This is a genomic window from Pseudonocardia hydrocarbonoxydans (assembly GCF_006539565.1).
Classification (GTDB): Bacteria; Actinomycetota; Actinomycetes; order Mycobacteriales; family Pseudonocardiaceae; genus Pseudonocardia; species Pseudonocardia hydrocarbonoxydans.
This window is the reverse complement of sequence record NZ_BJNG01000006.1, coordinates 1-24,810: the sequence shown is the minus strand read 5'-3', so window position 1 is coordinate 24,810 and position 24,810 is coordinate 1. Positions and strand designations below refer to the sequence as shown.

The window sequence follows — 24,810 nt, the reverse complement described above, 5'->3', positions numbered from 1 at the left end:
GTGAGCCCTGTCGTGACCGCCGTGCTGGCCGCCATCCCGAGCCCCGACCGTGGGGTGTGGATGCTCGGCCCGATCCCGATCCGGGCGTACGCGCTGTGCATCATTGCGGGCATCGTCGTGGCCGTCACCTGGAGCGAGCGGCGGTTCGTCGCACGCGGGGGCGAGTCCGGCGTCGTCACCGACGTGGCGGTGTTCGCGGTGCCGTTCGGGCTGGTGGGCGGGCGGCTCTACCACGTCGCCACCGACTGGCCGACCTACTTCGGCCCCGGGCGCAACCCGATCGAGGCGCTCTACATCTGGCAGGGCGGGCTGGGCATCTGGGGCGCGGTGGCGTTCGGCGCGGTCGGGGCCTGGATCGGCTGCCGCCGCCGGGGTGTGCCGCTGCCGTTCTTCGCCGACGTCGTGGCGCCGGGCATCGTGGTGGCGCAGGCCATCGGGCGGCTGGGCAACTGGTTCAACCAGGAGCTCTACGGCGGCCCGACCGACCTGCCGTGGGGCCTGGAGATCTACGAGCGCGTCGACCCGGTGAGCGGGGTGGCCGACCCGCTCAACGGCGTCGCGCTGGACACCACGCCGATCGGGGTCTTCCATCCCACCTTCCTCTACGAGCTGCTCTGGAACCTCGCCGTCGCCGCGCTCGTGGTGTGGGCCGACCGCCGGTTCCGGCTCGGGCACGGGCGGGCGTTCGCGCTCTACGTCGCGGCGTACTGCGTCGGCCGGTTCTGGATCGAGCTGATGCGCACCGACCCGGCCACCGAGGTGTTCGGCGGGGTCCGGATCAACAACGTGGTGTCGGTCGTCGTGCTGGTCGCCGCCCTGGCCTACTTCGTGCTGGCCCCCCGTGGGCGGGAGGTGCTGCAGCCGCCGGCCGGTGAACCGGACACCCCGGACCCGGACGGCACCGACGCCGTCGCCGTCCCCGACGAGGGGGCCGACCCCGACCCGGCAGGACCCGAGCCCGGCTCCGCCCGCTCCGGGCGCACCCCCTGACGATGGCGTTCACCGGGTTCGGCGAGTACGCCGTGGAGTTCTACGACGGCCTGCTCGTCGACAACTCGAAGGCCTACTGGACCGACCGCCGCGAGACCTACGAGCGCGACGTCCGCGCGCCGATGCTGGCGCTGCTCGCCGCGTGCGAGCCGGAGTTCGGGCCCGGCAAGGTCTTCCGCCCGTTCCGCGACGTGCGGTTCTCCAAGGACAAGACCCCGTACAAGACGCACTGCGGGGCCACCGCGGGCGGCTTCTACGTCCAGGTCGGCAGCGCGGGGCTGATGGCCGCGGGCGGCTACTACCGGATGGCCCCCGACCAGGTCGCGCGCTTCCGTGCCGCGGTCGACGACGAGCGCCGCGGCACCGACCTGCAGGCCCGCCTCGCGGCGCTGGAGCAGGCCGGGATCGCGACGGCGGGGGAGCGGCTCAAGACCCGCCCGCGCGGCGTCGACCCGGAGCACCCCCGGCTGGACCTGTTGCGGCACAAGGGGCTCTACGGGTGGCGCGAGTGGCCGCCCGACGACGCGCTGCACTCCGCGCAGGCCCTCGACCGGGTCGTCGCGACCTGGCGGCTGCTGGTCCCGCTCACCGAGTGGCTGGACGACCACGTGGGCCCGAGCGAGCAGCCGAGGCGGTAGGCGGATGTTCACCGACCGGCCTTCCTGATCGTTCCAGAGTCGGGTCTAGACTCCGCTGCTGTGACCCGACGCACCAAAATCGTCTGCACCATCGGTCCCGCCACCGCCACCCCGGACCGCATCCGGGAGCTCGTCCAGGCGGGGATGGACGTGGCCCGCCTCAACTTCAGCCACGGCAGCCGCGACGACCACAAGCGCGTCTACGAGATGGTCCGCGAGGCCGCCGACGCCGAGGGCCGGGCCGTCGGGATCCTCGCCGACCTGCAGGGTCCCAAGATCCGTCTGGGCCGCTTCGCCGCGGGCCCCACGGAGTGGCGTACCGGTGAGGAGGTGCGGATCACCGTCGAGGACGTCGCCGGCACCCACGACCGCGTCTCCACCACCTACACGGGCCTCGCCGACGACGCCCGCGCGGGAGACCGCCTGCTCGTCGACGACGGGAAGGTCGGCCTGCGGGTCACCGCGGTCGAGGGCCTCGACGTCGTCTGCCGGGTCACCGAGGGCGGCCCGGTCAGCGACAACAAGGGCATCTCGCTGCCCGGCATGAACGTCTCGGTTCCGGCGCTGTCGGACAAGGACATCGGTGACCTGGAGTTCGCCCTCGACCTGCGCGTCGACGTCATCGCGCTGTCGTTCGTGCGCAGCCCGGCCGACATCGACCTCGTCCACAAGATCATGGACGCGCGCGGGGCGCGCCTGCCGGTCGTCGCGAAGCTGGAGAAGCCCGAGGCCGTCGACAACCTGGAGGCCATCGTGCTGGCCTTCGACGGTGTGATGGTCGCCCGCGGCGACCTCGGCGTCGAGCTGCCGCTGGAGCACGTGCCGCTGGTGCAGAAGCGCGCCATCCAGATCGCGCGCGAGAACGCGAAGCCGGTGATCGTCGCGACCCAGATGCTGGAGTCGATGATCACCAACTCGCGCCCGACCCGCGCCGAGGCCTCCGACGTCGCCAACGCCGTCCTCGACGGCGCCGACGCGGTGATGCTCTCGGGCGAGACCGGCGTCGGCCGCTACCCGATCAAGACCGTCCGCACGATGGCGCAGATCATCGAGGCCGTCGAGGACGGGCCGGTGACGGTGCCGCCGCTCAACCACGTGCCCCGCACCAAGCGCGGCGTGCTGTCCTACGCCGCGCGTGACGTCGGCGAGCGGCTCTCCGCCCGCGCGATCGTCGCCTTCACCCAGTCCGGCGACACCGTGCGGCGGCTCTCGCGGCTGCACACCCGGCTCCCGCTGCTGGCCTTCACCCCGACACCCGAGGTGCGCAGCCAGCTCGCGATGAGCTGGGGCGTCGAGACCTTCCTCGTCGACTTCGTGGAGTCCACCGACGCCATGGTGCGCCAGGTCGACCACGCGATGCTCTCGATCGAGCGCTTCCAGCCCGGCGACCTCGTCGTGATCGTCGCCGGGTCGCCGCCCGGCACCGCGGGCTCCACGAACCTCATCCGGGTCCACCGCCTGGGTGAGGAGGACATGGGCTGACGCCGGCGGCACCTGAGAGGATGCCGCGGTGACGACCTCCACCCAGCCCGAACCCGAGCTCGCCGCCGACGGGATGCCGCGCGGTCAGGCCGTGCTGGACGCGCTGGTCGACCTGCTCGACCTGGAGCAGCTCGAGGTCAACCTGTTCCGCGGGGTCAGCCCGCCGCACAGCCCGACCCGGGTGTTCGGCGGGCAGGTGGCCGCGCAGGCGCTCGTGGCGGCCGGGCGCACGGTGCCCGACGACCGCGAGGTGCACTCGCTGCACGCCTACTTCATCCGCCCCGGCGACCCGCGCGTGCCGATCGTCTACGAGGCCGAGCGCGTGCGGGACGGCCGCTCGTTCACCACCCGCCGGGTGCTCGCGATCCAGCACGGCGAGGCGATCTTCTCGCTGTCGGCGTCGTTCCAGCTGCCGCAGGACGGCCTGGAGCACAGCGTCCCCGCCCCCACCGACGTGCCGCCGCCGCTGTCGCTGCCCGACCTCGGCGAGCGCGTCGCGGCCGGCAAGGGCGTGGGCTGGATGAGCCAGATCCCGCGGCCGCTCGACATGCGGTTCGTCACCGAGCCGGTGTGGTCGCCCGACCGTCCGGGCGCCACCGACGCCCCCACCCAGGTCTGGATGCGCGCCGACGGGTCGCTGCCCGACGACCGCCTGCTGCACGTCTGCCTGCTCACCTACGCCAGCGACCTCACGCTGCTCGGGTCGGTGATCGCCCGCCACGACCGGCAGGAGGTGCAGATGGCGAGCCTGGACCACGCCATGTGGTTCCACCGCCCCTTCCGGGCCGACGAGTGGATGCTCTACTCCTGTCACTCCCCGACGGCGACCGGCTCCCGCGGCCTGGCCACCGGCCGGTTCACCACCGAGGACGGCACGCTGATCGCCACCACCGTGCAGGAGGGGCTGGTGCGGGTTCCGCGGAAGTGACCCCGTGCACGCAGCGTCGGGCTACGGTTGCGGTGTGCGACGGGTGCTGGTGGTGCTGGTCGGGGTCGCCCTGTGCGGGGCCCTGGTCGCGTGTGTACGGGAGTCGGCGGGGGTGCCGGGGGCGGTGGCGGACCCGGGGCCTGCCACGACGGTCGAGCGGCCGCCGCGGCCGCGGGACGCGGCGATCGCCGATCTCGACCCGTGCCTGCTGCTCACCGAGACCCAGCGGGCCGACCTGCAGCTCGACGGCGAACCCGGCGTGAACGTCGGCCGGTCGGCGCTGTTCCAGGGGCCGGAGCCGACCTGCAACATTCGGTCCTACGAACCCCGCGCGGTAGCGGTCGGGGTGTCGTTGCCCTACGACGGGCTGGGGATCGACGCCTTCGCACCGGCACGGGTGGACTCGCGGGTGACCCCGTTGACGATCGAGGGGTTCCCCGGGGTGCAGGCGGTCCCGGCCCGGCTGGACGACTTCTGCTCGGTGGCGGTGGACCTCGGTCCGGGAGCGGCACTGAGCATCCAGTACGCCGACGGCGGCCGGGTCCCGGCGGTGCCCCAACCGGAGCTGTGCGCGGGGGCGGTCGAGGTGGCGCGGGCGGCGATGCGCACGCTGGTGAAGCTGGCCTGACCCGTTCGCGGGCGTGAACGATTCCCCCGGAACGGGCCCGCGTCACGGCCCGGCCGTCCTAGCCTGCGCCGGATCCGTCCCCGGTGCCAGGAGGCCGCCTTGACCGACTACCCGCCCGCGACGCTCCGGCTCTCCCCGCAGGCCCTCCCGGCCATGCGGGCCGCCTACGACCGGGCACTCGACGATCTCGGTCGGGAGATGCAGAAGCTCCGCGACGTGGGCCACCTCGCCGGACCGTGGCTGGGGGACCCGGTGAGTGCCCGGACGGTCGAGTTCTACAACGCCCGGGTGATGGACGCCCCCGACGGCCCGTTCGGCGCGATGGTCACCTACCAGCAGGAGCTGGTGCGAGTCCGTGACCAGCTGGCGGAGATGGAGGCGGACTACCGCCGCACCGAGGGCGACAACGTGGCGCTGTGGGGCCGGTTGTGAGCGAGCCCGTCGTGTGGCAGGGCCTCGACCACACCGCGCTCTACGACGCGGTCGTCCACCAGGGTCTCGGCCCGGCCGTCTCGATGGACGTCGAGGAGCAGTGGCGGCGGATCGGCCTCACCGTCGCGCGGATCGAGCGCGACCTGACCGCGGCGATGCAGGCCAGCGAGTCGGAGTGGGAGGGGGCGGCCGCCGACGCCACCCGTACCGGGCTCAGCCCGCTTGGGCAGTGGGCCCTCGACGCGGCCGGCGACGCCGCACTGACCGCGAACGCCGTCACCGACCTGGCGCTCGCCTCGGCGGTGCTGCGCAGCCAGCTGCGCGACAACCCGCCGGTGCCGCCCGAGACGATCATGGAGACGCTGGACCGGAACGCGAGCTATGGCACCCGCGGGCCCTCGGCCGACGAGGTCGCGGCCCAGCAGGCCGTCCAGGCGAGACGCGACGGCGCTGCCGCCAAGGCCGTCGCCGACGCCCGGGTGTACGAGAACATCGGCTTCGAGTCCCGCCGCACGCTGGACTTCTGGACCGTCCCGCCGACGGTCACCGTCGAGCCCGCGGCGGCCGGGTCGAGCGGTCGGGCAGGCGGCGGGTGGGTCTCGCCCGGTGGCGGGGGAGTTCCGAGCCCCGTGTCCGGGGCCGGGTCGGCCGACCTGGCGGTGGGAGCGGTTCCGGGGCGGGCGGGGGAGAGCGGCGGGGTGGCGGGTCCGGGTGCGGGTTCGCCGTCGGCCGGGGCGGGCGGTCCCGCCGGGGTCGTCCCGGTGGGTGCAGGCACCGGCGGCGGTGTGCGGCCGGGAGGCGCCCCGCCGGCTGCGGGGGGACCGGCTGCGGGAGGGCCGGGAGCACCGGTGCCGGCCGGGGGTCCGGGTCGCGGGGGCCGGACGCCGGCCGCCGCGCCGTCGCTCGGCCGCGGCGGGCCCGGCACGCTGCCGCCGTCCCCCGTGGGCCGGCCCGCCCCCTCACCGGGCGGGCGCGGCACCGGGCCGGGGCCGTGGACCCGCGCGACGACCGGAGCCCGTCCCGGGGACGGGTTCCGACCCGTCGTCCCGGCCGTGCCGCCGCGGTCCCCGACGCCGGGCTGGCGCAGCGTGCTCCTGCCACCGGCCGAGCCGACGGCCCGGCCGCCCGCCGACGCCGGTGCCCGCACCGCCGCAGCGGCGTCCTCCGGCCCGGCGGCGACCCGGTCCGCGGCCACGCCCGGCCTGTACCCGCCGATGGCGGGCGGGGGCGGCGGGCAGGGCACGGAGCGGCGACGGCCGGGTTACCTCGTCGACGACTCCGACGCCTTCGCCGACCGGAGGTGGGTGCAGCCGGCGGTGATCACACCCGACGACCTCGTCGCAGATGAGCACGGCCGTGCGGCAGGGCAAGATGGGGGGCATGAGTGACCGGAGTTGGGGATTCCGCACCCGCGCGGTGCATGCGGGCCACGTGCCCGACGGCGCGACCGGGGCGCGGGCCGTGCCGATCTACCAGTCCACGAGCTTCGTGTTCGAGAACACCACCGACGCCGCGAGCCTGTTCGCGCTGCAGAAGTACGGGCTGATCTACAGCCGGATCGCCAACCCCACCGTCGCGGTGCTGGAGGAGCGGCTGGCGAGCCTGGAGGGCGGGATCGGCGCCGTCGCCACGGCGTCGGGCCAGGCCGCGGAGTTCCTCACCTTCGCCGCGCTGGCGGGCGCGGGCGACCACATCGTCGCCGCCGCGGGCCTCTACGGCGGCACGATCACCCAGCTCGACGTGACGCTGCGCCGCTTCGGCGTCGACACCACGTTCGTGCCCGGCGGGGAGCCGGCCGATTTCGCCGCCGCGATCCGCCCGGAGACCAGGCTGGTGTTCGCCGAGGTCGTGTCGAACCCGGGCGGGGAGGTGGCCGACCTCGCGGGCCTGGCCGACGTCGCGCACGCCGCGGGCCTGCCGCTCGTCGTCGACGCCACGATGGCCACGCCGTACCTGTGCCGCCCGATCGAGCACGGCGCCGACATCGTGATCCACAGCGCCACCAAGTTCCTCGGCGGCCACGGCACGACGCTCGGCGGTGTGGTGATCGAGTCCGGCCGCTTCGACTGGGGCAACGGCAACTTCCCGCAGATGACCGAGCCGATCCCGTCCTACGGCGGGCTGAACTGGTGGGGCAACTTCCAGGAGTTCGGCTTCCTCACCAAGCTGCGCGCCGAGCAGCTGCGCGACGTCGGGGCCACCCTCGCCGCGCACAGCGCGTTCCTGCTGCTCCAGGGTGTCGAGACGTTGCCGCAGCGGATGGAAGCACACGTCGCGAACGCCCGGGCGGTGGCCGAGTGGCTGCACGCCGACCCGCGCGTGTCCTACGTCCGCTGGGCCGGGTTGCCCGACCACCCGCACCACGACCGGGCCGCGCGGTACCTGCCGCTGGGGCCCGGCGCGGTGTTCTCCTTCGGCGTGGCGGGCGGGCGCGAGGCCGGGCAGCGGTTCATCGAGTCGGTGCAGCTGTGCAGCCACCTCGCCAACATCGGCGACGCCCGCACGCTCGTCATCCACCCCGGTTCCACCACCCACCAGCAGCTCACCGACGACCAGCTCCGCGACGCCGGGGTGCCACCGGACCTCGTCCGGATCAGCGTCGGGCTCGAGGACGTCGACGACATCCTGTGGGACCTCGACCAGGCCCTCGCGGCGGCGTCCAAGGAGCAGGCATGAGCACCTGGGAGAACCCGACCGCGAGCCGCCGCCAGCAGATCCTGCGCGCCACCCGCTCGGTCGCCGTCGTCGGGGCGTCGCCGAACCCGTCGCGGGCCAGCAACTTCGTGGCCACCTACCTGCTCGCGAGCACCGACTACGACGTCTACTTCGTCAACCCCCACGCCCCGGAGATCCTCGGGCGGCCGGTGTACAAGACCCTCGCCGACCTGCCCGAGGTGCCCGACCTCGTCGACGTCTTCCGCCGCCCCGCCGACCTGCCGGGCGTGCTCGACGAGGTGCTGGCGCTGGGGGAGGGGGTCCGCACGTTCTGGCTGCAGTTCGGCCTGTTCGACGCCGACCTCGCCCGACGCGCGGAGGCCGGCGGCCTGGAGGTGGTCATGGACCGCTGCCTCAAGGTGGAGCACGCGCGGTTCCACGGCGGCCTGCACATCGCCGGGTTCGACACCGGCGTGATCAGCTCGCAACGCCGCCGATCGCGCTGAGCAGGCGCACCACCAGGAAGAACGGCAGCGCGACGGCCAGGACGACCCAGAACGTCCGGGCCCGGCTGCGCAGCACGAGCCACACCCCGAGAGCGGCGACCGCCGTGACGACCAGCAGGGTCCCGACCGCCCGACCCACGGCCTCGGCCGGCAGGAGCCGGCCGGCGAGCACGAGCAGCAGCACGAGGTCGAGCACGGCCCACACCGCCGTGGCGCCGAGCACGCGGAGGTAGCCGGTGCGGCCGCGGTCGCCGACCGGGGGCGGCGGATGCTCCTCGTGCGGCGGGTAGGGCGGCGCCCCGGGCATCGGGGCGTGCGGGGCGAGGCCCGGGGGCGGCGGGGAGTAGCCGGGCGCGCCCATCCACGAGGGGCGCTGCTCGTCGTCGTCGGGGCGCGTCATGGCCGCGACGCTACCGGCGCGGGCGGCCGTAGGTGAGCCGGCGCAGCAGCGTCTCGGCCGGTCCGCGGTACCCCGCCCGCTCCGATGCGGCGGCCACGAGCAGCACCACCAGCCACGTCCCGACGGCGAGCAGCGCCGCCTCCGCGACCCCGGCCCGCGCCCCGAGGCCCAGGGTCCAGGCCGGGAGCAGCGCGACGAAGGCGACCGACTGGGCGAGGTAGCACGACAACGAGCGCCGCCCGCAGGCCGCGAGCGCCGCCGCCACCGGCCCGGCGGCGCGCAGCGCGAGCAGCCCGAACGCCGCCGCGAGACCGGCCCCGCCCGCGTACCCGCCGAGGGTGTGCAGCCCGGCGCCCAGCACCAGCAGCCCGGTGCCCTGCGCGGGCCCGATCCCGGCCGCGGCGAGCGCGAACGGCAGCCCCAGCAGCACCGCGACCACGATCCCGGTGACGGCGGTGCGCGCCAGCACCGCCCGGTGCGCCGCCGGGTCGTCGAGCAGCCTGCGGCGCCCCGCCCACGCCCCGAGCGCGACCATCCCGAACACGGCGATCGCCTGCACCAGCAGCCCGTTGGTCACCCACTCGAACGCGCGGAAGGCCAGGGCGCCGAGGGGGTCCGGCACCGCGACGGACCGGGCGTCGGCGATCTCGTCGGGGATCGGCAGCCCGGCGAGCAGCGACAGCAGCGTGCCGACGACGACGCCCGCGCCCGCCGTCGTCAGCAGGGCGCGGTCGGAGCCCGACACGAGCAGGACGGCCAGCGCGACGGCGACCAGGCCGTACGCGCCGACGATGTCGCCGGAGAACAGCAGGACCCCGTGCAGGAACCCGATCCCGATCATGACGAGCCCGCGCCTGCGGACCAGCTGCTCGACGGCGGCGGCGGGCAGCCCGGCCCGGGCGCGGCGCCAGGCGAGCTGGGTGACGCCGTAGCCGAACAGCAGCGCGAACAGCGGGTACGCCCGCCCGTCGACCAGCAGCATCTGGACGAGCACCACGACCCGGTCGAGCGCGTCGAGCTCGGCGGGGTAGGCACGGACGCCCGCGCCCTGCGCGTAGAGGTAGGTGTGGACGTTGGCCAGCGCGATGAGCAGCAGCATGCCGCCGCGGGCGAGGTCGGGGGCGAGTGCCCGATCGGCGGTGGGCGTCGCGCCGGGGTCCCCCGCGGTGGTCATGGCGTCACCCTCTCAGGTGCGCGCGTGCCGCTTCCGGTAGGTCGACCGGCGCAGCGCCACCTCGGCCGGCCCGCGCAGCCCGGCCCGGTCCGACGCCGCGGCGACCCCCAGGATCACCAGCCAGACCCCGACCGCGAGCAGCGCCCCCTGCCAGAGGTGGGCGCCGTCGCCGAGCCCGAGCGTCCAGGCCGGGAGCAGCGCGGCGAACGCGACCGACTGCGCGAGGTAGCACGACAGCGACCGCTGCCCGCAGGCCCGCAGCGCGGTGACGGCGCGGCCCCCGCCGTCGCGCACGGCCAGCAGGCCGAACAGGGCGGCGTAGCCGAGCCCGCCCGCGTACCCGCCGAGGGCGTGCAGCGTGCCGGCGAGGGCCACCACGCCCCACGGGGCGGAGGTCCAGAGCTGCGCCGACATCAGCGCCAGCGGCAGCCCCGCGAGCACGGCCACCGGGATGCCGACGGCCGCGGTGCGCCGCAGCAGCGGAACGTGCCGCGCCGGCTCGTCGAGGAACCCGCGGCGCGCGGCCCAGGCCCCCAGGGCGACCGCCCCGAACACCCCGAAGGCCTGCAGCAGCAGCCCGATCGACACCCATTCCAGCGCCCGCGACAGCAGGGCCTGCCCGGGGTCGGCGACGGTCATGGACAGCAGGAACGCCTGCGGGTCACCCGGCAGGGTGAACCCGGACCCGGCGTAGAACAGGCCGGTCAGCACGATCCCGACGACGGCGACGGTGCGCAGGGCCCGGTCCGACCCGCGCACGAGCAGGCCCGCGAGCAGCACCCCGAGCAGGCCGTAGGCGCCGACGATGTCGCCGGACCACAGCAGGACCCCGTGCAGCAGCCCGAGGAGCAGCATCCAGCCGCCGCGCCTGCGCACCAGCGACACCGTCGCCTCCGCGGACGCCCCGCCCGCGGCGCGCCGCCGGGTGAGCTGCCCGACGCCGTAGCCGAACAGCAGCCCGAACATCGGGTACGCCCGCCCGTCGACCAGCGTCATCTGTGCCAGCGCCACGACCCGGTCGACCCCGGCGACGTCGGCCGGATAGCCGCGGGGGCCCAGGGGATGGCCGTAGAGCCACAGGTGCACGTTGGCCAGCGCGATCAGCAGCAGCATCGCGCCGCGGGCGAGGTCGGGGGCCAGCGCCCGGGCGGAGGTCGGGGTGGCGCCGGGGTCGGTCATGTGGATCACCGTATGACGGGCCGGCGGGCGGGCGCGTCCCTCGATCGACCGATGTCCGCGGGTGTGTCGCTGCGCACTTCGCCGCCGCCGTGTGCCGCCCGTCGCGGCGCCCGCGGACGGCGAGGGCTAGATTCCGTGCCGTGTCTGCGCCTACCGCACCCGTCAACGTCGTCGTCACCGGAGCCGCCGGACAGATCGGCTACGCGCTGCTCTTCCGCATCGCGTCCGGCCAGCTGCTCGGACCGGACACCCCGGTCCGCCTGCGCCTGCTCGAGATCCCGCAGGGGGTGAAGGCGGCCGAGGGCGTCGCGCTCGAGCTCGAGGACTGTGCGTTCCCGCTGCTGTCGGGCATCGACATCACCGACGACGCCACCACGGCGTTCGACGGTGCCAACGTCGGCCTGCTCGTCGGCGCCCGCCCCCGCACCAAGGGCATGGAGCGCGGCGACCTGCTGGAGGCCAACGGCGGCATCTTCGCCCCCCAGGGCCGTGCGATCAACGCCGGCGCCGCCGACGACATCCGGATCCTGGTGGTCGGCAACCCGGCCAACACCAACGCGCTCATCGCCTCCGCCGCCGCCCCCGACGTGCCGGCCGAGCGGTTCACCGCGATGACCCGCCTCGACCACAACCGCGCGCTGGCCCAGCTGGCCGGCAAGCTGTCGGTGCCGCTCACCGACATCAAGAAGCTGACGATCTGGGGCAACCACTCGGCCACCCAGTACCCCGACCTCTACAACGCCGAGGTCAACGGCAAGTCCGCCGCCGAGCAGGTCGACGAGGCCTGGCTGCGCGACGAGTTCATCCCGCGCGTGGCCAAGCGCGGCGCGGAGATCATCGAGGTGCGCGGCGCGTCGTCGGCGGCGTCGGCGGCCAACGCGGCCATCGACCACGTCTACGACTGGGTCAACGGCACCCCCGAGGGCGACTGGGTCTCCGCGGCCATCCCCTCCGACGGCTCCTACGGCGTCGCCGAGGGCATCATCTCCAGCTTCCCGGTCACCTCGGTGAACGGCGAGTGGAAGATCGTCGAGGGCCTGGAGGTCAACGAGTTCTCCCGCGAGCGCATCGACGCCAGCGTCGCCGAGCTGGTGGAGGAGCGCGAGGCGGTCAAGGCGCTCGGCCTGCTCTGATCGCACCCCCGCGCGACGGCCCCGCTCCGGATCGGAGCGGGGCCGTCGTGCGTTCGGGCAGCGCCGCGGGCCCGCCGGGGCCCCTCGTCGACGGGTTCATGATCAGCAGGAGTGGGACATGAGCGCCACCTGTGGCGCTCATGTCCCACTCCTGGCGATCACCGCTGGATCCGGGCCGACAGGTCCCGGACAGCGGTGAGGTGACGGGCGCGCGTCAGCCCAGCTGCACGACCGCGAACGACTCCGGTCGCAGGGTCAGGGCGTCGTCGTCGCCCTCGGCCGGTTCGCTGGCCAGCAGGATCCGGCGGACCGGTGCGCCCACGGCCAGGGTGACGGGGTCCGGGCCCAGGTTGCAGGCCACCCGCAGCCTCCCGCGGTGCAGCACGACGGTGCGGGCGGACTCGTCGACGTCGACCTCCACCTCGTCGAGCCACGGGTCCGACAGCTCGGCCCACTCCCGGCGCAGCGCGATGAGCTGGCGGTGCACCTGCAGCAGGGTGGCGTGCGGCTCGGCGAGCTGCTCGTCCCAGTCGAGCTTCGAGTCGGTGAAGGTGCTCTCGGCGTTCGGGTCCGGCACCTCGACCTCGCCCCACCCGTGCTCGGCGAACTCCGCGGTGCGGCCCTTCCGCACGGCCTCGCGCAGCGCGGGGTCGGGGAAGTGGGAGAAGAACTGCCACGGCGTGCGCGCGCCCCACTCCTCGCCCATGAACAGCATCGGGGTGAACGGCGAGCAGAACAGCAGCGCCGCCCCGCAGGCCAGCAGCCCGGGGGAGAGGGTCTCGGTGAGCCGGTCGCCGGTGGCGCGGTTGCCGATCTGGTCGTGGTTCTGCAGGTAGGCCAGGAACCGGTGGCCGGGGATCCGCCGGGTGTCGACGGGCGCGCCGTGCAGCCGCTGCCGGAAGCTCGACCACGTGCCCTCGTGCAGGAACGCGCGGGTGAACACGTGCGCCAGCCCGGTCAGGCCCGCGGTCTCGAAGTCGGCGTAGTAGCCCTGGCCCTCGCCGGTGAGCGTCGAGTGCAGGCTGTGGTGGATGTCGTCGCACCACTGGGCGTGCAGGCCGTAGCCGCCGCCCTCGCGGGCGGTCACCAGCCTCGCGTCGTTGAGGTCGGACTCCGCGATGAGCGACAGCGGCCGCCCCACGTGCACCGACAGCGCCTCGACCTCGACGGCGAGCTGCTCCAGCACGTGGGTGGCGCGCTCGTCGTGCAGGGCGTGCACGGCGTCCAGGCGCAGGCCGTCGAGGTGGAAGTCGCGCAGCCACATCAGCGCGTTGTCGATGACGAACCGGCGCACCGGCTCGGAGTGCGCCTTGTCCAGGTTGAGCGACGGGCCCCAGATGTTGCTGCCGGAGAAGTACGGCCCGAACCGGTCGAGGTAGGCGCCCGAGGGGCCGAGGTGGTTGTGGACGACGTCGAGCACGACGCCCATCCCGCGGGCGTGGCAGGCGTCGACGAAGCGCTTGAAGGCGTCGGGACCGCCGTAGTTCTCGGTGACGGCGTACCAGCCGACGCCGTCGTAGCCCCAGTTGCGCGGGCCGTCGACGGCGTTGACCGGCAGCACCTCGACGAGGTCGACCCCGAGCCCGGCCAGGTGGTCGAGCTTGGCGATCGCGGAGTCGAAGGTGCCGGCGGGGGTGAACGTGCCGATGTGCAGCTCGTAGAGCACCGCACCGGGCAGCGCGCGCCCGGTCCACATCCGGTCCTGCCAGCGGTGCCCGGCGTCGTCGTAGACGCGGGACGCGCCGTGCACGCCGGTGGGCTGCCAGCGCGAGCGCGGGTCGGGCAGCGGCGTCTCGTCGTCGTCGACGAGGAAGGCGTAGGCGGTGCCCGGCCCGGCCCCGTCGACGGCGGCGCGCCACCACCCGGCCCCGTCGCGGGTCATCGGGTGGGTCGTGCCGTCGACGAGCACGCGTACCTGGTGGCGGTGCGGGGCCCACACCTGGAAATCGGTCACGGTACTGAATCCTTCCAGATGTTCAGCGCACCAGCAGGGCCACCGGGTAGCGGGCGAGCAACGTGGCCAGCGCGGGCGCCGACCCGTCGACCTCCGCGCCGGTGACGACGTCGCGCCAGCCGGTGGCCGCCCCGGGCAGCGGCAGCACGGTGTCGGCCCAGCCGCCGCGGGCGGCGAGCCCGACCGGCAGCCGCGTGGCCACCGCCACCAGCGACGGCGAGCGGGCGAACGCCACCGCGTGCGCAGCGGCGGGACCCTGGGCGGGCACCGCGCGGTAGCCGTCGAACAGCTCGGGGCGCTCGCGCCGCAGCCGCAGGGCGCGGGAGGTGACCAGCAGCTTCGCGGCCCCGTCCGCGTCGACGCCCGGCAGCTCGCCGCCGTCGAGCCGGGCCAGCAGGTCGCGGCGCGCGGCCCAGTCGACCGGGCGGCGGTTGTCCGGGTCGACCAGCGAGTACTCGAACAGCTCGGTGCCCTGGTAGACGTCCGGCACGCCGGGCCCGGCGATCTGCAGCAGCTTCTGGCCCAGCGAGTTCGACCACCCCGGGCCGCGGATCCGCCCGACGAACTCCTCGATCTCGGCGACGAGCGCGGCGTCGCCCAGCACGGCGGCCGGCCACGCGGCGACGGCCTCGTCGACCTCGGGCACCGCCTCGACGTGGCTGGTGACGAGCTTGGCCTCCTTGGAGGCCTTGCCCAGGTAGGACGCCAGCCGCTCCGCGGAGATCGGCCAGGCGCCGACCAGGTTCTGCCAGGCCAGCAGGTCCAGCGACGGGTCGGGCAGCGGGTGCGCGGCGGCCCAGCGGTGGAACACCCCGGTCCACTCGCCGGGGATCTCGGCGAGCACGGCCAGCCGCGCGCGGACGTCCTCGGAGCGCTTGGCGTCGTGCGTGGACAGCGTCGTCATCGTCGAGGGCCAGGACGCCTCGCGGACGGCGAGCGCGGTGTGCAGCTCCCCGGGCGACACCCCGAACCGCGACGGGTCGCCGCCGACCTCGTTGAGCGCGACGAACCGGTTCCAGCGGTAGAACGCGGTGTCCTCCACGCCCTTCGCCATCACCATGCCCGAGGTCTGCTGCACGCGCGTGGCCAGCTCGCCACCGGGCTCGGCGAGCATCGCGGCGCGGATCGCGTCGAGGACGTCGGCGAGGTCGGGGCGGTGGGTGCGGGCGACGGAGACCGCGACGTCGAGGGAGTCGCGGCCCTCGGGTAGGTAGGAGCGGTAGACGGGGAACCCGCACAGCAGCTCGGCGACGGCGTCACGGGTGCGGTCGGTGTCGCCGGGGACCAGCCGCGCGATCCGGCGGACCTCGGCGGCCAGGATCGTGCCGGCCACCTCCCGGCGGGCGTCGTGCTCGACGGCGTGCAGCGACCGCTTCTCCCCGGTGTGCTCCGCCGCGAGCTGGGTGAGCAGCCCGGCGCCGTCGGGGTCGACGAACACGCCCTGGATCTCGCGCAGCGCCTCGTAGCCCGAGGTCCCGTCGACCGGCCAGGAGGCGGGCAGGTCCTCGCCGACGCCGAGGATCTTCTCCACCAGCAGCCAGCGGTCCGGGCCGATCGCGGCGCGCAGCCGGCGCATGTAGGCGCCGGGGTCGGACAGGCCGTCGGGGTGGTCGACGCGGATGCCGTCGACGTCGCCGGCCTCGACCCAGCGCAGCACCTCGCGGTGCGCCTTCTCGAAGATCTCCGGGATCTCCACGCGCACGGCGGCGAGGGTGGAGACGTCGAAGAAGCGGCGGTAGGTCAGCTCGGCCGCGCCGCGCTTCCAGTGGACGAGCCGGTAGTGCTGGCGCTCGTGCACCTCCTGCGGGGTGCCGTCGCCGGTGCCGGGGGCGAGGGGGAACGCGTGCTCGTAGTAGCGCAGTTCGTCGCCCTCGACGGCCAGGTCGTCGAGCGAGTCGTCGCCCAGGATCGGGAGCAGGATCGGTCCCGCCGCCCAGTCGACGTCGAACGTGGCGGCGTGCTCGGAGTCGCGCCCGAGCCGCAGCACGTCCCACCACCAGGGGTTGGCCTTCGGCACCTCGACACCGACGTGGTTGGGCACGATGTCGAGGACGAACCGCAGGCCGCGCGCGCGGACGGCGTCGACGAGGCGGCGCCTGCCCTCCTCACCGCCGCGCTCGGCCGACACCCGGGTGGGGTCGACGACGTCGTAGCCGTGGTTGGAGCCGGCGCCGGACTCCAGGAGCGGCGAGGCGTAGAGCGCGCCGATCCCGAGGGCGTCGAGGTAGGGGAGCAGGGCGACGGCGTCGTCGAAGGTGGTGTCCTTCGAGAACTGCAGCCGGTAGGTGGACGACGGGGCCACGGTTCTCCGAGCATCTGGCACGCGCGGGAACCTATCCGACGAACCACTCCCCGGCCGGGCGAGCGGGCCCTACCCTCGGTCCGCGTGAGCCCCGCCACGCGGTCGGTGCTCGGCCGGGGCCTGGCCGTGCTCGGCGCGTTCACCCCCGACCGCCCCGAGCAGACGCTGGGCGACCTCGCCCGGGCGACCGGGCTGCCCTCGGCCACCGCGTACCGGCTGGTGGCCGAGCTCGTCGCGTGGGGCGCGCTGGAACGGGTCGGCCGGGGCCGCTACCGGGTCGGGATGCGGCTGTGGGAGGTCGGGTCGCTGGCGCCGGTCGCGCGCGGGCTGCGCGACGCCGCCCTGCCCGTCCTGCAGGACCTGTGCGCCGTCACCGGGTTCCCGGTGCACCTGGTCGTCCTCGACGGCGCCCACGCCCTGTTCCTGGAGCGCCTCGCCGGGCACACCCCGCTCGAGCTGCGCTCGCAGGTGGGCAAGCGCCTGCCGCTGCACGCCAGCGGCCCGGGGAAGGTCCTGCTCGCCCACGCCCCCGCCGAGGTCCTCGACGCCGTGCTCGCCACCGGCCTGCCGCGCCTGGCGTCGGGCACCATCACCGATCCCGAGCGCCTCGCCGCGGCCCTCGCCGAGATCCGGCGCACCGGGTCCTGCCTCTCGCGGGAGGAGATGACCGACGGCGTGGCGTCGGTGGCCGCGCCGGTCCTCGGGCCGGCGGGGGAGGTTCTGGCGGGGATCTCCGTCGTGGTCCCGCACACCACCGACAACCTCGCGCCGCTGGTCCCCGCGGTCCGGATGGCCGCCGCCGCGATCGGCCGGGCTCTTCGCTGAGTGGGAATCGGGCCTGACCGGCCGGTCCGGGCGGGGTCACACTCCCCGCCCATGACAACGGAGTCGGCACGGACGCGTCCACGGGTCGGAGCGGGGTGGGTACGCCCCCTGTGCTGGGCGGCGGTGGCCCTTGAGGGCTACGACATCGTCGTGCTCGGGGTGGTGCTGCCCGCCCTGCTCGGCTCGGACTGGGGGCTGAACCCCAACTCCGGCGCGCTGATCTCGGTGGTCGGGCTGCTGGGCATCATGGTGGGGGCGCTGGCGATCGGTCCGGTCGCCGACGTCATCGGGCGGCGCCGCACGATGCTGCTCACCGTCGTGGGGTTCTCGGTGCTGACGCTGGCCTGCGCGTTCGCCCCCGGCCCCGAGGTGTTCGGGCTGCTGCGCTTCCTCGCCGGGCTCGGGTTGGGCGGCGTGCTGCCCGTGGCGCTGGCGATGGTCAACGAGTACGCGCCCGCCGGTGGGGCAGGCAGCGCCACCACGGTCCTCATGACGGGCTACCACGTCGGGGCGGTGGCCACCGCGCTGCTGGGCATCGTCGTGATCCCGGCGTGGGGGTGGCAGGCGATGTTCGTGATCGGTGCGCTGCCCGCGCTCGTGCTCGTGCCGCTGCTGTGGCGCTTCCTGCCCGAGTCGGAGGACTTCCTGCGCGCCCGCGAACCCGCCGCCGACGGGCCCGCGCCGGGGAACCCCGTGCGGGAGCTGTTCCGGGGCGGCCACCTGCGCGCCACGCTCGCGTTCTGGGTGACCTCGGTGATGGGCCTGCTGCTGGTCTACGGGCTCAACACCTGGCTGCCGCAGATCATGATCTCCGCGGGGTACGAGCTGAGCGCCTCGCTGGCCCTGCTGCTGACGCTGAACGCGGGCGCGGTGATCGGCCTGCTCGTCGCGGGCCGGGTGGCCGACCGCATCGGCACCCGCCTCGCCACCATGACCTGGTTCGCCCTCGGTGCGCTGTTCCTGGCCCTGCTGAGCATCCGGCTGCCCGGGGTCGGCGTCTACCTCAGCGTGCTGCTGGCCGGGATCTTCGTGTTCAGCGCGCAGGTGCTCTGCTACGCCTTCGTCGGCCAGTACTACCCGGCGGCGATGCGCAGCACGGCACTGGGCAGCGTCAGCGGCGTGGGCCGGATCGGGGCCATCGCCGGGCCGCTGATCGGCGGGGCGCTGCTCACCGCCGGGGTCGCCTACCCGTGGGGCTTCTACATCTTCGCGGCCGTGGCCGCGGTGGGGGCGGTCGCGATCGCCGCGGTCGCCGGCGGGTCCCGGACGGAGCGGGCGTGACCCGCACCGTCCGCGACGCGACGTTCGAGGTCCTGCGCCGGCACGGCCTGACCACCGTGTTCGCCAACCCGGGGTCCACCGAGATCACGCTGCTCACCGGCCTGCCCCCGGACCTGGAGTTCGTGCTCGCCCTGCACGAGGGCTCGGTGGTCGGGATCGCCACCGGCTGGGCCACCGGGCACGACCGGCCCGCCCTCGCCGTCCTGCACACCACCGCCGGTCTGGGCAACGCGGTCGGGGCGCTGGCCACGGCCCGGGCCAACCGGGTGCCGCTGGTGGTGCTGGTCGGCCAGCAGGACCGCCGCCACCTCGCCTACCGGCCCTTCCTGGCCGGTGACCTCGACGGCCTGGCCGGGAGCCACCCGGTGTGGGTCGGGCGCCCCGAACGCCCGCAGGACGTGCCCGGGCTGGTGGCGCGGGCCCGGCACGAGGCGGTGACCGGCCGCGGCCCGGCACTGGTGGTCGTGCCCAGCGACGACTGGGCCGCCCCGGCCGGGGACGACGAGCACCCCGCCCCGGCGGTGCTGCGGCACGCCGCGGCCGCCGACCCGGCGGCCGTGGCCGAGCTGGCCGCGCTCGTCGACTCCGCGGACGCGCCCGCGCTGGTGGTCGGCTCCGACGCCGACCACCCCGACACCTGGGCGGCGCTGGTGGCGCTGGCGCAGCGGCTGGGCTGCCCGGTGTGGCAGGAGCCGTTCGCCGCCCGCGCCGGCTTCCCGCAGGACCACCCGCTCTTCGCCGGGCACCTCCCGGCCGGCCGGGGCCGGCTGCGGGCGGCCCTGGACGGGCACGACCTGGTGCTCGCCGTCGGCGCGCCGGTCCTGCGCCAGTACCCGTTCGAGCCGGGGCCGCTGGTGTCCCCGGGCACCCGGGTCGCGCTGGTCACCGACGACACCGAGGACGCCCTGCACAGCGTCGCCGACCTCGCCCTGATCGCGCCACCCGCCGCGGTGTGCCGATCGCTGGCGCAGACGGTGACCGCCCGCGACGGCGTCCCGGTCGCGGGCCCGGACCGCACGGCGCCCGCCGCGCCGGGGCCGGGGGAGCCGCTGCGCGCGGCGCACGTGCTCGCCGCGCTGGGCTCCCGGCTGCCCGCGGAGTCGGTGCTGGTGGAGGAGACCCCGTCGAGCCGCCCCGACCTGCACCGGCTGGTCCCGGCCCGCGCCCCGCTCGGTTTCCTGAGCGCGGCGATGGGCGGGCTGGGGTTCGCGCTCCCGGCCGCCGTCGGGGTGCGGATGGCCCGCCCGGACACCCCGGTCGTCGCCGTCGTCGGGGACGGGTCGTCGCTGTACGCGATCCAGGCGCTGTGGAGCGCGGCGCACTACGGCGTCGGGGTGCTCGTCGTCGTGCTCGCCAACGGCCGGTACGCGGTGATGGACCGGCTCGCCGAGCAGCACGGCGGCGGCCGGGCCCCGTGGCCGCCGTTCGAGGAGGTCAGCGTGTCCGGGCTGGCCACGGCGCTGGGCTGCCCGGCGCGGCGTATCGGGGACCACGACGAGCTGCTCGCCGTCCTCGACGCCGAGCTGCCCGGCCTCGGCGCCCGGCGCGCACCGCTCCTGCTGGACGTGGCGGTGGCGCCGGACGCCGGCTTCGCCCCCTGAGCCCCTGACCCCCGTCAGCGGGGGCGCGGGCCCCTGTCCGCCCGCGGGGACCGGCGCGGGATCACGGGCCCTCGGTGCGCTGCAGGACCACCAGCGAGCGGGCCGTGACGCGGTGGGTGGCTCCCGCGCCGACGGTGTCGGGCTCGGCCGCCGCCATGCCCGGCGCGCTGGCCAGCGTGGTGACCAGGCCCGAGGTGGTGTCGACGACCACCGCCCAGCGCGTGCCGTAGTCGGCTCCGGGCAGCACGACGTCGATGTCCTCGTGGTGGGCGTTCAGCGCGATCACGAAGGAGTCGTCGACGACGCGTTCGCCGCGGGAGTCGACGTCGAAGATGGCGTCGCCGTTGAGGAACACCGTGACGCACTTGCCGAAGCCGGAGTCCCAGTCCTGCTCGGTCATCTGCTCGCCGGACGGGGTGAACCAGGCGATGTCGGGCAGGGCGGCGGCCGGGTCGGAACGGCGCCGCGGCGCGATCGGGCGCCCGGCGAAGAACCGTCGCCGCCGGAACACCGGGTGGGCGTGGCGCAGCGCGACCATGCCGGCGGTGAACCCGATGAGCGGGGCGTTCTTCGTGGCCAGCGACCAGTCGACCCAGGCGATCTCGCTGTCCTGGCAGTAGACGTTGTTGTTGCCGCCCTGCGTGCGGCCCAGCTCGTCGCCGTGCAGCAGCATCGGCACGCCCTGGCTGATCATCATCGTGGCGATGATGTTGCGCTGCTGGCGCGCCCGCAGCTCCAGCACTCCCTCGTCGTCGGTGGGGCCCTCGACGCCGCAGTTCCACGAGCGGTTGTGGCTCTCGCCGTCGTTGTTGTCCTCGCCGTTGGCCTCGTTGTGCTTGTCGTTGTAGGACACGAGGTCGTTGAGGGTGAAGCCGTCGTGCGCCGTGACGAAGTTGATCGAGGCGAACGGGCGGCGGCCGTCGTTCTGGTAGAGGTCGGAGCTGCCGGTGAGGCGCTGGGCGAACTCGCCGAGCGTGCCGGGCTCGCCGCGCCAGAAGTCGCGGACGGTGTCGCGGTACTTGCCGTTCCACTCCGTCCACAGCGGCGGGAAGTTGCCGACCTGGTAGCCGCCGGGGCCGACGTCCCACGGCTCGGCGATCAGCTTGGCCTGGCTGATCACCGGGTCCTGCTGGACGAGGTCGAAGAACACCGACAGCCGGTCGACGTCGTAGAACTCGCGGGCCAGGGTGGACGCGAGGTCGAACCGGAAGCCGTCGACGTGCATCTCGGTGACCCAGTAGCGCAGCGAGTCCATGATCAGCTGCAGGGTGTGCGGGTTGCGGACGTTGAGCGAGTTGCCGGTGCCCGTGTAGTCCATGTAGTAGCGCGGGTCGTCCTCGACGATGCGGTAGTACGCGTGGTTGTCGATGCCGCGCATCGACAGCGTCGGGCCCCGGTCGTTGCCCTCGGCGGTGTGGTTGTAGACCACGTCGAGGATCACCTCGATGCCCGCGTCGTGCAGGTCGCGGACCATCGCCTTGAACTCCTGCACCTGGTTGCCCGGGCGCCCGGTCTGCATGGCGTAGGCGTGGTGCGGGGCGAGGAACGCGACGGTGTTGTACCCCCAGTAGTTGGACAGGCCCTTCTCCTGGAGGTGGTGGTCGTTGAGGAACTCGTGCACCGGCATGAGCTCGACCGCGGTGACGCCCAGGTTCTTCAGGTGCTCGATCATCGCCGGGTGCGCGAGGCCGGTGTAGGTGCCGCGCAGGGGCTCGGGGATGTCGGGGTGCGCGATCGTCAGGCCGCGGACGTGCGCCTCGTAGATGACCGTCTCGTTGTAGGGGATCTTCGGCGGCCGGTCGGAGCCCCAGTCGAAGAACGGGTTGACGACCACGGACTTCGGCACGAACGGCGCGGAGTCGGCGTCGCTGCGCGCGTCGGGGTCCTCGAAGGGGTAGCCGAACACCGCCTCGTCCCACTTCACCGGGCCGTCGAGAGCCTTGGCGTAGGGGTCGATGAGCAGCTTGTTCGGGTTGCACCGCAGGCCCTGGTTCGGGTCGTACGGGCCGTGCACCCGGAATCCGTAGCGCTGCCCGGGCTCGACGGTGGGCAGGTAGCCGTGCCACACGAACCCGTCGACCTCGGTGAGCGGGACCCGCTCCTCGGCCCCCGCGTCGTCGAACAGGCAGAGCTCGACCCGGTCGGCGACCTCGGAGAACAGGGCGAAGTTCGTGCCCGCGCCGTCGTAGGTGGCACCCAGGGGGTAGGCGTGACCCGGCCACGGCCGCATGAGGTTCTCGCAATCGATTCGGTGGGGAGTACGGCGCGAGGTTACCGGGACGGGCCGACGGCCCGTCTCACGCGAGGCGGGCCGGGAACCCCCCGGTCGCGATCGGGCTCCAGCGGGTGGGGGTGATCCGGATCAGTGCCTTGCCCTGGTCGACCATCGCCCGCCGGTACTCGTCCCAGTCGGAGTGCTCGCCGGAGATCGAGCGGAAGTAGTCGACGAGCGGCTCCACCGCGTCGGGCAGCTCGATCAGCTCGGCGTCGCCGTCCACCTGCACCCACGCCCCGTCGAACTCCTCGGACAGCACGACGACCGAGGCCTTGCCGTGGCGGGCGACGTTGCGCGACTTGGCACGTTCCGGGTACGTCGCGACGACGATCCGGCCCTCGGGGTCGACGCCCGCGGTGACGGGCGAGCCCTGCCACGAGCCGTCGGCACGCGGTGTCATGAGGATCACGTGGTGGCGGGGCCGCAGGAACTCCAGGAGCTCCTCGCGGTCGACGGTGGTGTTCGTCGCGATGGTTCGGGCCATGATCCCCAGGTTAGTGTGTGCCTCCTATGACCACCGTGTTCACGAAGATCATCGACGGCGACCTGCCCGGCCGGTTCGTCTGGGCCGACGAGCTCGCCGTCGGCTTCCTCTCGATCAACCCGCTGGCGCCCGGGCACACCCTCGTCGTGCCGCGCGCCGAGATCGACCACTGGGTCGACGCCGACGCCGCGCTGCTCGCCCACCTCACGTCGGTGTCGCACGCGATCGGCGAGGCCGTGCGCACCGTGTACGCGCCGCCGCGCGTCGGGCTGCTCGTCGCCGGGTTCGAGGTGCCGCACCTGCACCTGCACGTCTTCCCGGCCGACGACATGGCCGCCTTCGACTTCGCCAACGCGGCCTCCACGGTCGACGCCGCCGAGCAGGACGGCCACCGCGACGCGCTGCGGGCCGCGTTGCGCGACGCGGGGCACGGCGCCCACGTCCCCGACTGAGGTGCAGCTGGTACTGGTCCGCCACGCCCTGCCCGAGCGCGTCGACGGCGCCGCGGGCGGTGTCGCCGACCCGCGGCTCACCGCGTTGGGGCAGCAGCAGGCGCACCGCGTCGTCGACGCCGTCGGCGGCGGGGTGCAGGCGCTGTACAGCAGCCCGATGGCCCGGGCCCGCGCCACCGCCGCGCCGCTGGCCGCCGCGACGGGCGTCGAGCCGGTCGTCGTCGACGACCTGCGCGAGTACGACGCCGAGTCCCCGCACTACGTCCCGGTGCACGAGATGCCGGTGGTCGACCCGGCCGGCTGGCAGCGGATCGTCGACGGGCTGCTGCCCGAGGGCGTCGACGTCGCGGGGTTCACCGCCCGCGTCGCCGCCGCGCTGGAGGGGATCGTCGCCGCGCACCCGGGCCGCGGCGCCGTCGTGGTCGTCGCCCACGCCGGGGTGATCAACTGCTGGCTGGCGCACCTGCTGGGCATCGACCGGCCGCTGGCGTTCCCGCTGGACTACACCGGGATCAGCCGGGTGCTGGCCACGCGCGACGGGCGCAGGCTGGTGCGCACCGTCAACGAGATCGCCCACGTCTCCGACCTGCTCGGGCCCACCGCGGGCACCTCAGCGGGGTGACGCGCGGCGTCCGGGTGCCTACTCTCGGTCCCCGGGGGGAACCGATGAGGGACCGGACGCTGCGACAGGTCTTCGCGGTACGCGAGTACCGCGCGGTGTGGCTGGCCGACCTGCTGTCGGTGGCGGGCGACCAGCTGGCCAGGGTCGCGCTGGCCGTGCTCGTCTACGGGCGGACGGGATCCGCGGCGTGGGCGGCCGCCACCTACGCGCTGACGTTCCTGCCCGCGATCGTCGGCGGGGTCCTGCTCGGCGGGCTCGCCGACCGCTTCCCGCGCCGCGAGGTGCTGGCCGTCACCGACGCGGCGCGCGCGGTACTGGTCGGTGTGATGGCGGTGCCGGGGCTCCCGCTGCCCGCGCTGTGCGGTCTGCTCGTCGTCGTGGTGCTGCTGGGCGCCCCGCACACCGCGGCCCGCGGCGCCCTGCTGCCCGAGCTGCTGCCCGGTGACCTCTACGAACGCGGCCTCGCCGTCTCCCAGATCACCGGCCAGACCGCGCAGGTCGTCGGGTTCGCGGCGGGCGGGCTGCTCGTCGCGGCGGTCAGCCCGTCGTCGGCGCTGGCGCTGAACGCCGTGACGTTCCTGGCGGCGGGCCTGCTGTTCCGGTTCGGGCTCGCCCGCCGTCCGCGCGCCGACACCACCACCCGCACCGGTGCCCGCGACCTGCTCGCCGGCGTCGTCGACATCGCCGGCGACCCGCGGCGGCGCGCACTCGTGGTGCTGGTGTGGATGGTCGGGCTCTACGTCGTTCCCGAGGCGCTGGCCGCCCCCTACGCCGACCAGATCGACGCGGGCCCGGCCGTGGTCGGCCTGCTGATGGCCGCCGACCCGCTGGGCAGCGTGCTGGGCGCCTGGCTGTTCGTCCGCTTCGTA

The 24,810-nt window shown here is 74.7% G+C and carries 23 protein-coding genes; 16 read left to right on the top strand and 7 right to left on the bottom strand.

The window, feature by feature from the left end:
* The 9 genes from lgt to PHY01_RS03960 all read left to right on the top strand — a co-directional run bounded on the left by lgt (window position 1) and on the right by PHY01_RS03960 (window position 8,259).
* Window positions 1–990, top strand: a complete 990-nt coding sequence (lgt, locus tag PHY01_RS04000; RefSeq protein WP_141277144.1) for a prolipoprotein diacylglyceryl transferase — start codon at window positions 1–3, stop codon at window positions 988–990.
* A gap of 2 nt (window positions 991–992) precedes the next feature.
* Window positions 993–1,628: a DUF2461 domain-containing protein gene (locus tag PHY01_RS03995; RefSeq protein WP_141277143.1), complete on the top strand. Its 636-nt coding sequence runs from the start codon at window positions 993–995 to the stop codon at window positions 1,626–1,628.
* A gap of 60 nt (window positions 1,629–1,688) precedes the next feature.
* Entirely contained in the window at window positions 1,689–3,110 is a 1,422-nt protein-coding gene (gene pyk, locus PHY01_RS03990) for a pyruvate kinase (RefSeq protein WP_141277142.1), read from the top strand.
* 73 nt (window positions 3,111–3,183) lie between these two features.
* A complete protein-coding gene (locus tag PHY01_RS03985; protein WP_141277259.1) occupies window positions 3,184–4,038 on the top strand; it encodes an acyl-CoA thioesterase in 855 nt (284 codons plus the stop codon).
* A gap of 34 nt (window positions 4,039–4,072) precedes the next feature.
* A complete protein-coding gene (locus PHY01_RS03980; RefSeq protein WP_170183620.1) occupies window positions 4,073–4,666 on the top strand; it encodes a DUF3558 domain-containing protein in 594 nt (197 codons plus the stop codon).
* A gap of 99 nt (window positions 4,667–4,765) precedes the next feature.
* Window positions 4,766–5,098, top strand: coding sequence for a hypothetical protein (locus PHY01_RS03975; RefSeq protein ID WP_141277140.1), 333 nt, complete (start codon window positions 4,766–4,768; stop codon window positions 5,096–5,098).
* Complete coding sequence (locus tag PHY01_RS03970) at window positions 5,095–6,486, top strand: hypothetical protein (protein ID WP_141277139.1); 1,392 nt, start codon at window positions 5,095–5,097, stop codon at window positions 6,484–6,486. Before PHY01_RS03975 ends, PHY01_RS03970 begins: the two co-directional genes overlap by 4 nt.
* Window positions 6,479–7,774, top strand: coding sequence for an O-acetylhomoserine aminocarboxypropyltransferase/cysteine synthase family protein (locus PHY01_RS03965; RefSeq protein ID WP_141277138.1), 1,296 nt, complete (start codon window positions 6,479–6,481; stop codon window positions 7,772–7,774). The genes PHY01_RS03970 and PHY01_RS03965 overlap by 8 nt, the downstream gene beginning before the upstream one ends.
* On the top strand, window positions 7,771–8,259 hold the full coding sequence (locus PHY01_RS03960; protein WP_141277137.1) for a CoA-binding protein: 489 nt from the start codon (window positions 7,771–7,773) through the stop codon (window positions 8,257–8,259). Before PHY01_RS03965 ends, PHY01_RS03960 begins: the two co-directional genes overlap by 4 nt.
* On the opposite strand, the gene PHY01_RS03955 is transcribed toward PHY01_RS03960, so the two are convergent.
* The 3 genes from PHY01_RS03955 to PHY01_RS03945 are packed head-to-tail and all read right to left on the bottom strand — an operon-like array spanning window position 8,231 to window position 11,012.
* Window positions 8,231–8,659: a hypothetical protein gene (locus tag PHY01_RS03955; RefSeq protein ID WP_141277136.1), complete on the bottom strand. Its 429-nt coding sequence runs from the start codon at window positions 8,657–8,659 to the stop codon at window positions 8,231–8,233. The two genes, PHY01_RS03960 and PHY01_RS03955, sit on opposite strands and share 29 nt — an antisense overlap.
* A gap of 10 nt (window positions 8,660–8,669) precedes the next feature.
* Window positions 8,670–9,833, bottom strand: coding sequence for a DUF418 domain-containing protein (locus PHY01_RS03950; RefSeq protein ID WP_141277135.1), 1,164 nt, complete (start codon window positions 9,831–9,833; stop codon window positions 8,670–8,672).
* 12 nt (window positions 9,834–9,845) lie between these two features.
* Window positions 9,846–11,012 (bottom strand): DUF418 domain-containing protein, encoded by a 1,167-nt coding sequence (locus PHY01_RS03945; protein WP_141277134.1) that lies wholly within the window; start codon window positions 11,010–11,012, stop codon window positions 9,846–9,848.
* 140 nt (window positions 11,013–11,152) lie between these two features.
* Between PHY01_RS03945 and PHY01_RS03940 the strand changes: the two genes are divergently transcribed.
* Window positions 11,153–12,145 carry a malate dehydrogenase gene (locus tag PHY01_RS03940; RefSeq protein ID WP_141277133.1) on the top strand — a complete coding sequence of 331 codons (993 nt, stop codon included), beginning with the start codon at window positions 11,153–11,155 and terminating at the stop codon, window positions 12,143–12,145.
* A gap of 214 nt (window positions 12,146–12,359) precedes the next feature.
* Here the strand turns inward: PHY01_RS03940 and treZ are convergent, their stop codons facing one another.
* The gene (gene treZ / locus PHY01_RS03935) at window positions 12,360–14,099 is read right to left on the bottom strand and encodes a malto-oligosyltrehalose trehalohydrolase (RefSeq protein WP_141277132.1); all 1,740 of its coding nucleotides are present in this window, start codon (window positions 14,097–14,099) and stop codon (window positions 12,360–12,362) included.
* A 22-nt stretch (window positions 14,100–14,121) separates the two neighbouring features.
* On the bottom strand, window positions 14,122–16,401 hold the full coding sequence (gene treY, locus PHY01_RS03930) for a malto-oligosyltrehalose synthase (RefSeq protein ID WP_141277131.1): 2,280 nt from the start codon (window positions 16,399–16,401) through the stop codon (window positions 14,122–14,124).
* Window positions 16,402–16,485: 84 nt separating this feature from the next.
* Here treY and PHY01_RS03925 point away from each other — a divergent pair, with 84 nt between their 5' ends.
* Genes PHY01_RS03925 through PHY01_RS03915 form a run of 3 tightly spaced genes read left to right on the top strand, consistent with a single transcriptional unit; the run spans window position 16,486 to window position 20,108 of the window.
* Window positions 16,486–17,226, top strand: coding sequence for an IclR family transcriptional regulator (locus PHY01_RS03925; RefSeq protein ID WP_141277130.1), 741 nt, complete (start codon window positions 16,486–16,488; stop codon window positions 17,224–17,226).
* Window positions 17,227–17,277: 51 nt separating this feature from the next.
* Window positions 17,278–18,507, top strand: coding sequence for an MFS transporter (locus tag PHY01_RS03920; protein WP_141277129.1), 1,230 nt, complete (start codon window positions 17,278–17,280; stop codon window positions 18,505–18,507).
* A complete protein-coding gene (locus tag PHY01_RS03915; RefSeq protein WP_141277128.1) occupies window positions 18,504–20,108 on the top strand; it encodes a thiamine pyrophosphate-dependent enzyme in 1,605 nt (534 codons plus the stop codon). The genes PHY01_RS03920 and PHY01_RS03915 overlap by 4 nt, the downstream gene beginning before the upstream one ends.
* Window positions 20,109–20,169: 61 nt before the next feature.
* Here PHY01_RS03915 and glgX read toward each other — a convergent pair whose 3' ends face one another.
* Window positions 20,170–22,338, bottom strand: coding sequence for a glycogen debranching protein GlgX (gene glgX / locus PHY01_RS03910; RefSeq protein ID WP_141277127.1), 2,169 nt, complete (start codon window positions 22,336–22,338; stop codon window positions 20,170–20,172).
* Window positions 22,339–22,405: 67 nt separating this feature from the next.
* Window positions 22,406–22,867, bottom strand: coding sequence for a PPOX class F420-dependent oxidoreductase (locus tag PHY01_RS03905; protein ID WP_141277126.1), 462 nt, complete (start codon window positions 22,865–22,867; stop codon window positions 22,406–22,408).
* Window positions 22,868–22,893: 26 nt separating this feature from the next.
* Here PHY01_RS03905 and PHY01_RS03900 point away from each other — a divergent pair, with 26 nt between their 5' ends.
* The 3 genes from PHY01_RS03900 to PHY01_RS03890 all read left to right on the top strand — a co-directional run.
* Entirely contained in the window at window positions 22,894–23,319 is a 426-nt protein-coding gene (locus tag PHY01_RS03900; protein ID WP_141277125.1) for an HIT family protein, read from the top strand.
* Window position 23,320: 1 nt separating this feature from the next.
* Window positions 23,321–23,941 carry a histidine phosphatase family protein gene (locus PHY01_RS03895; protein WP_141277124.1) on the top strand — a complete coding sequence of 207 codons (621 nt, stop codon included), beginning with the start codon at window positions 23,321–23,323 and terminating at the stop codon, window positions 23,939–23,941.
* Between the two features lie 44 nt (window positions 23,942–23,985).
* The coding region (locus PHY01_RS03890) for an MFS transporter (RefSeq protein ID WP_141277123.1) at window positions 23,986–24,810 on the top strand (825 nt) is incomplete at its 3' end.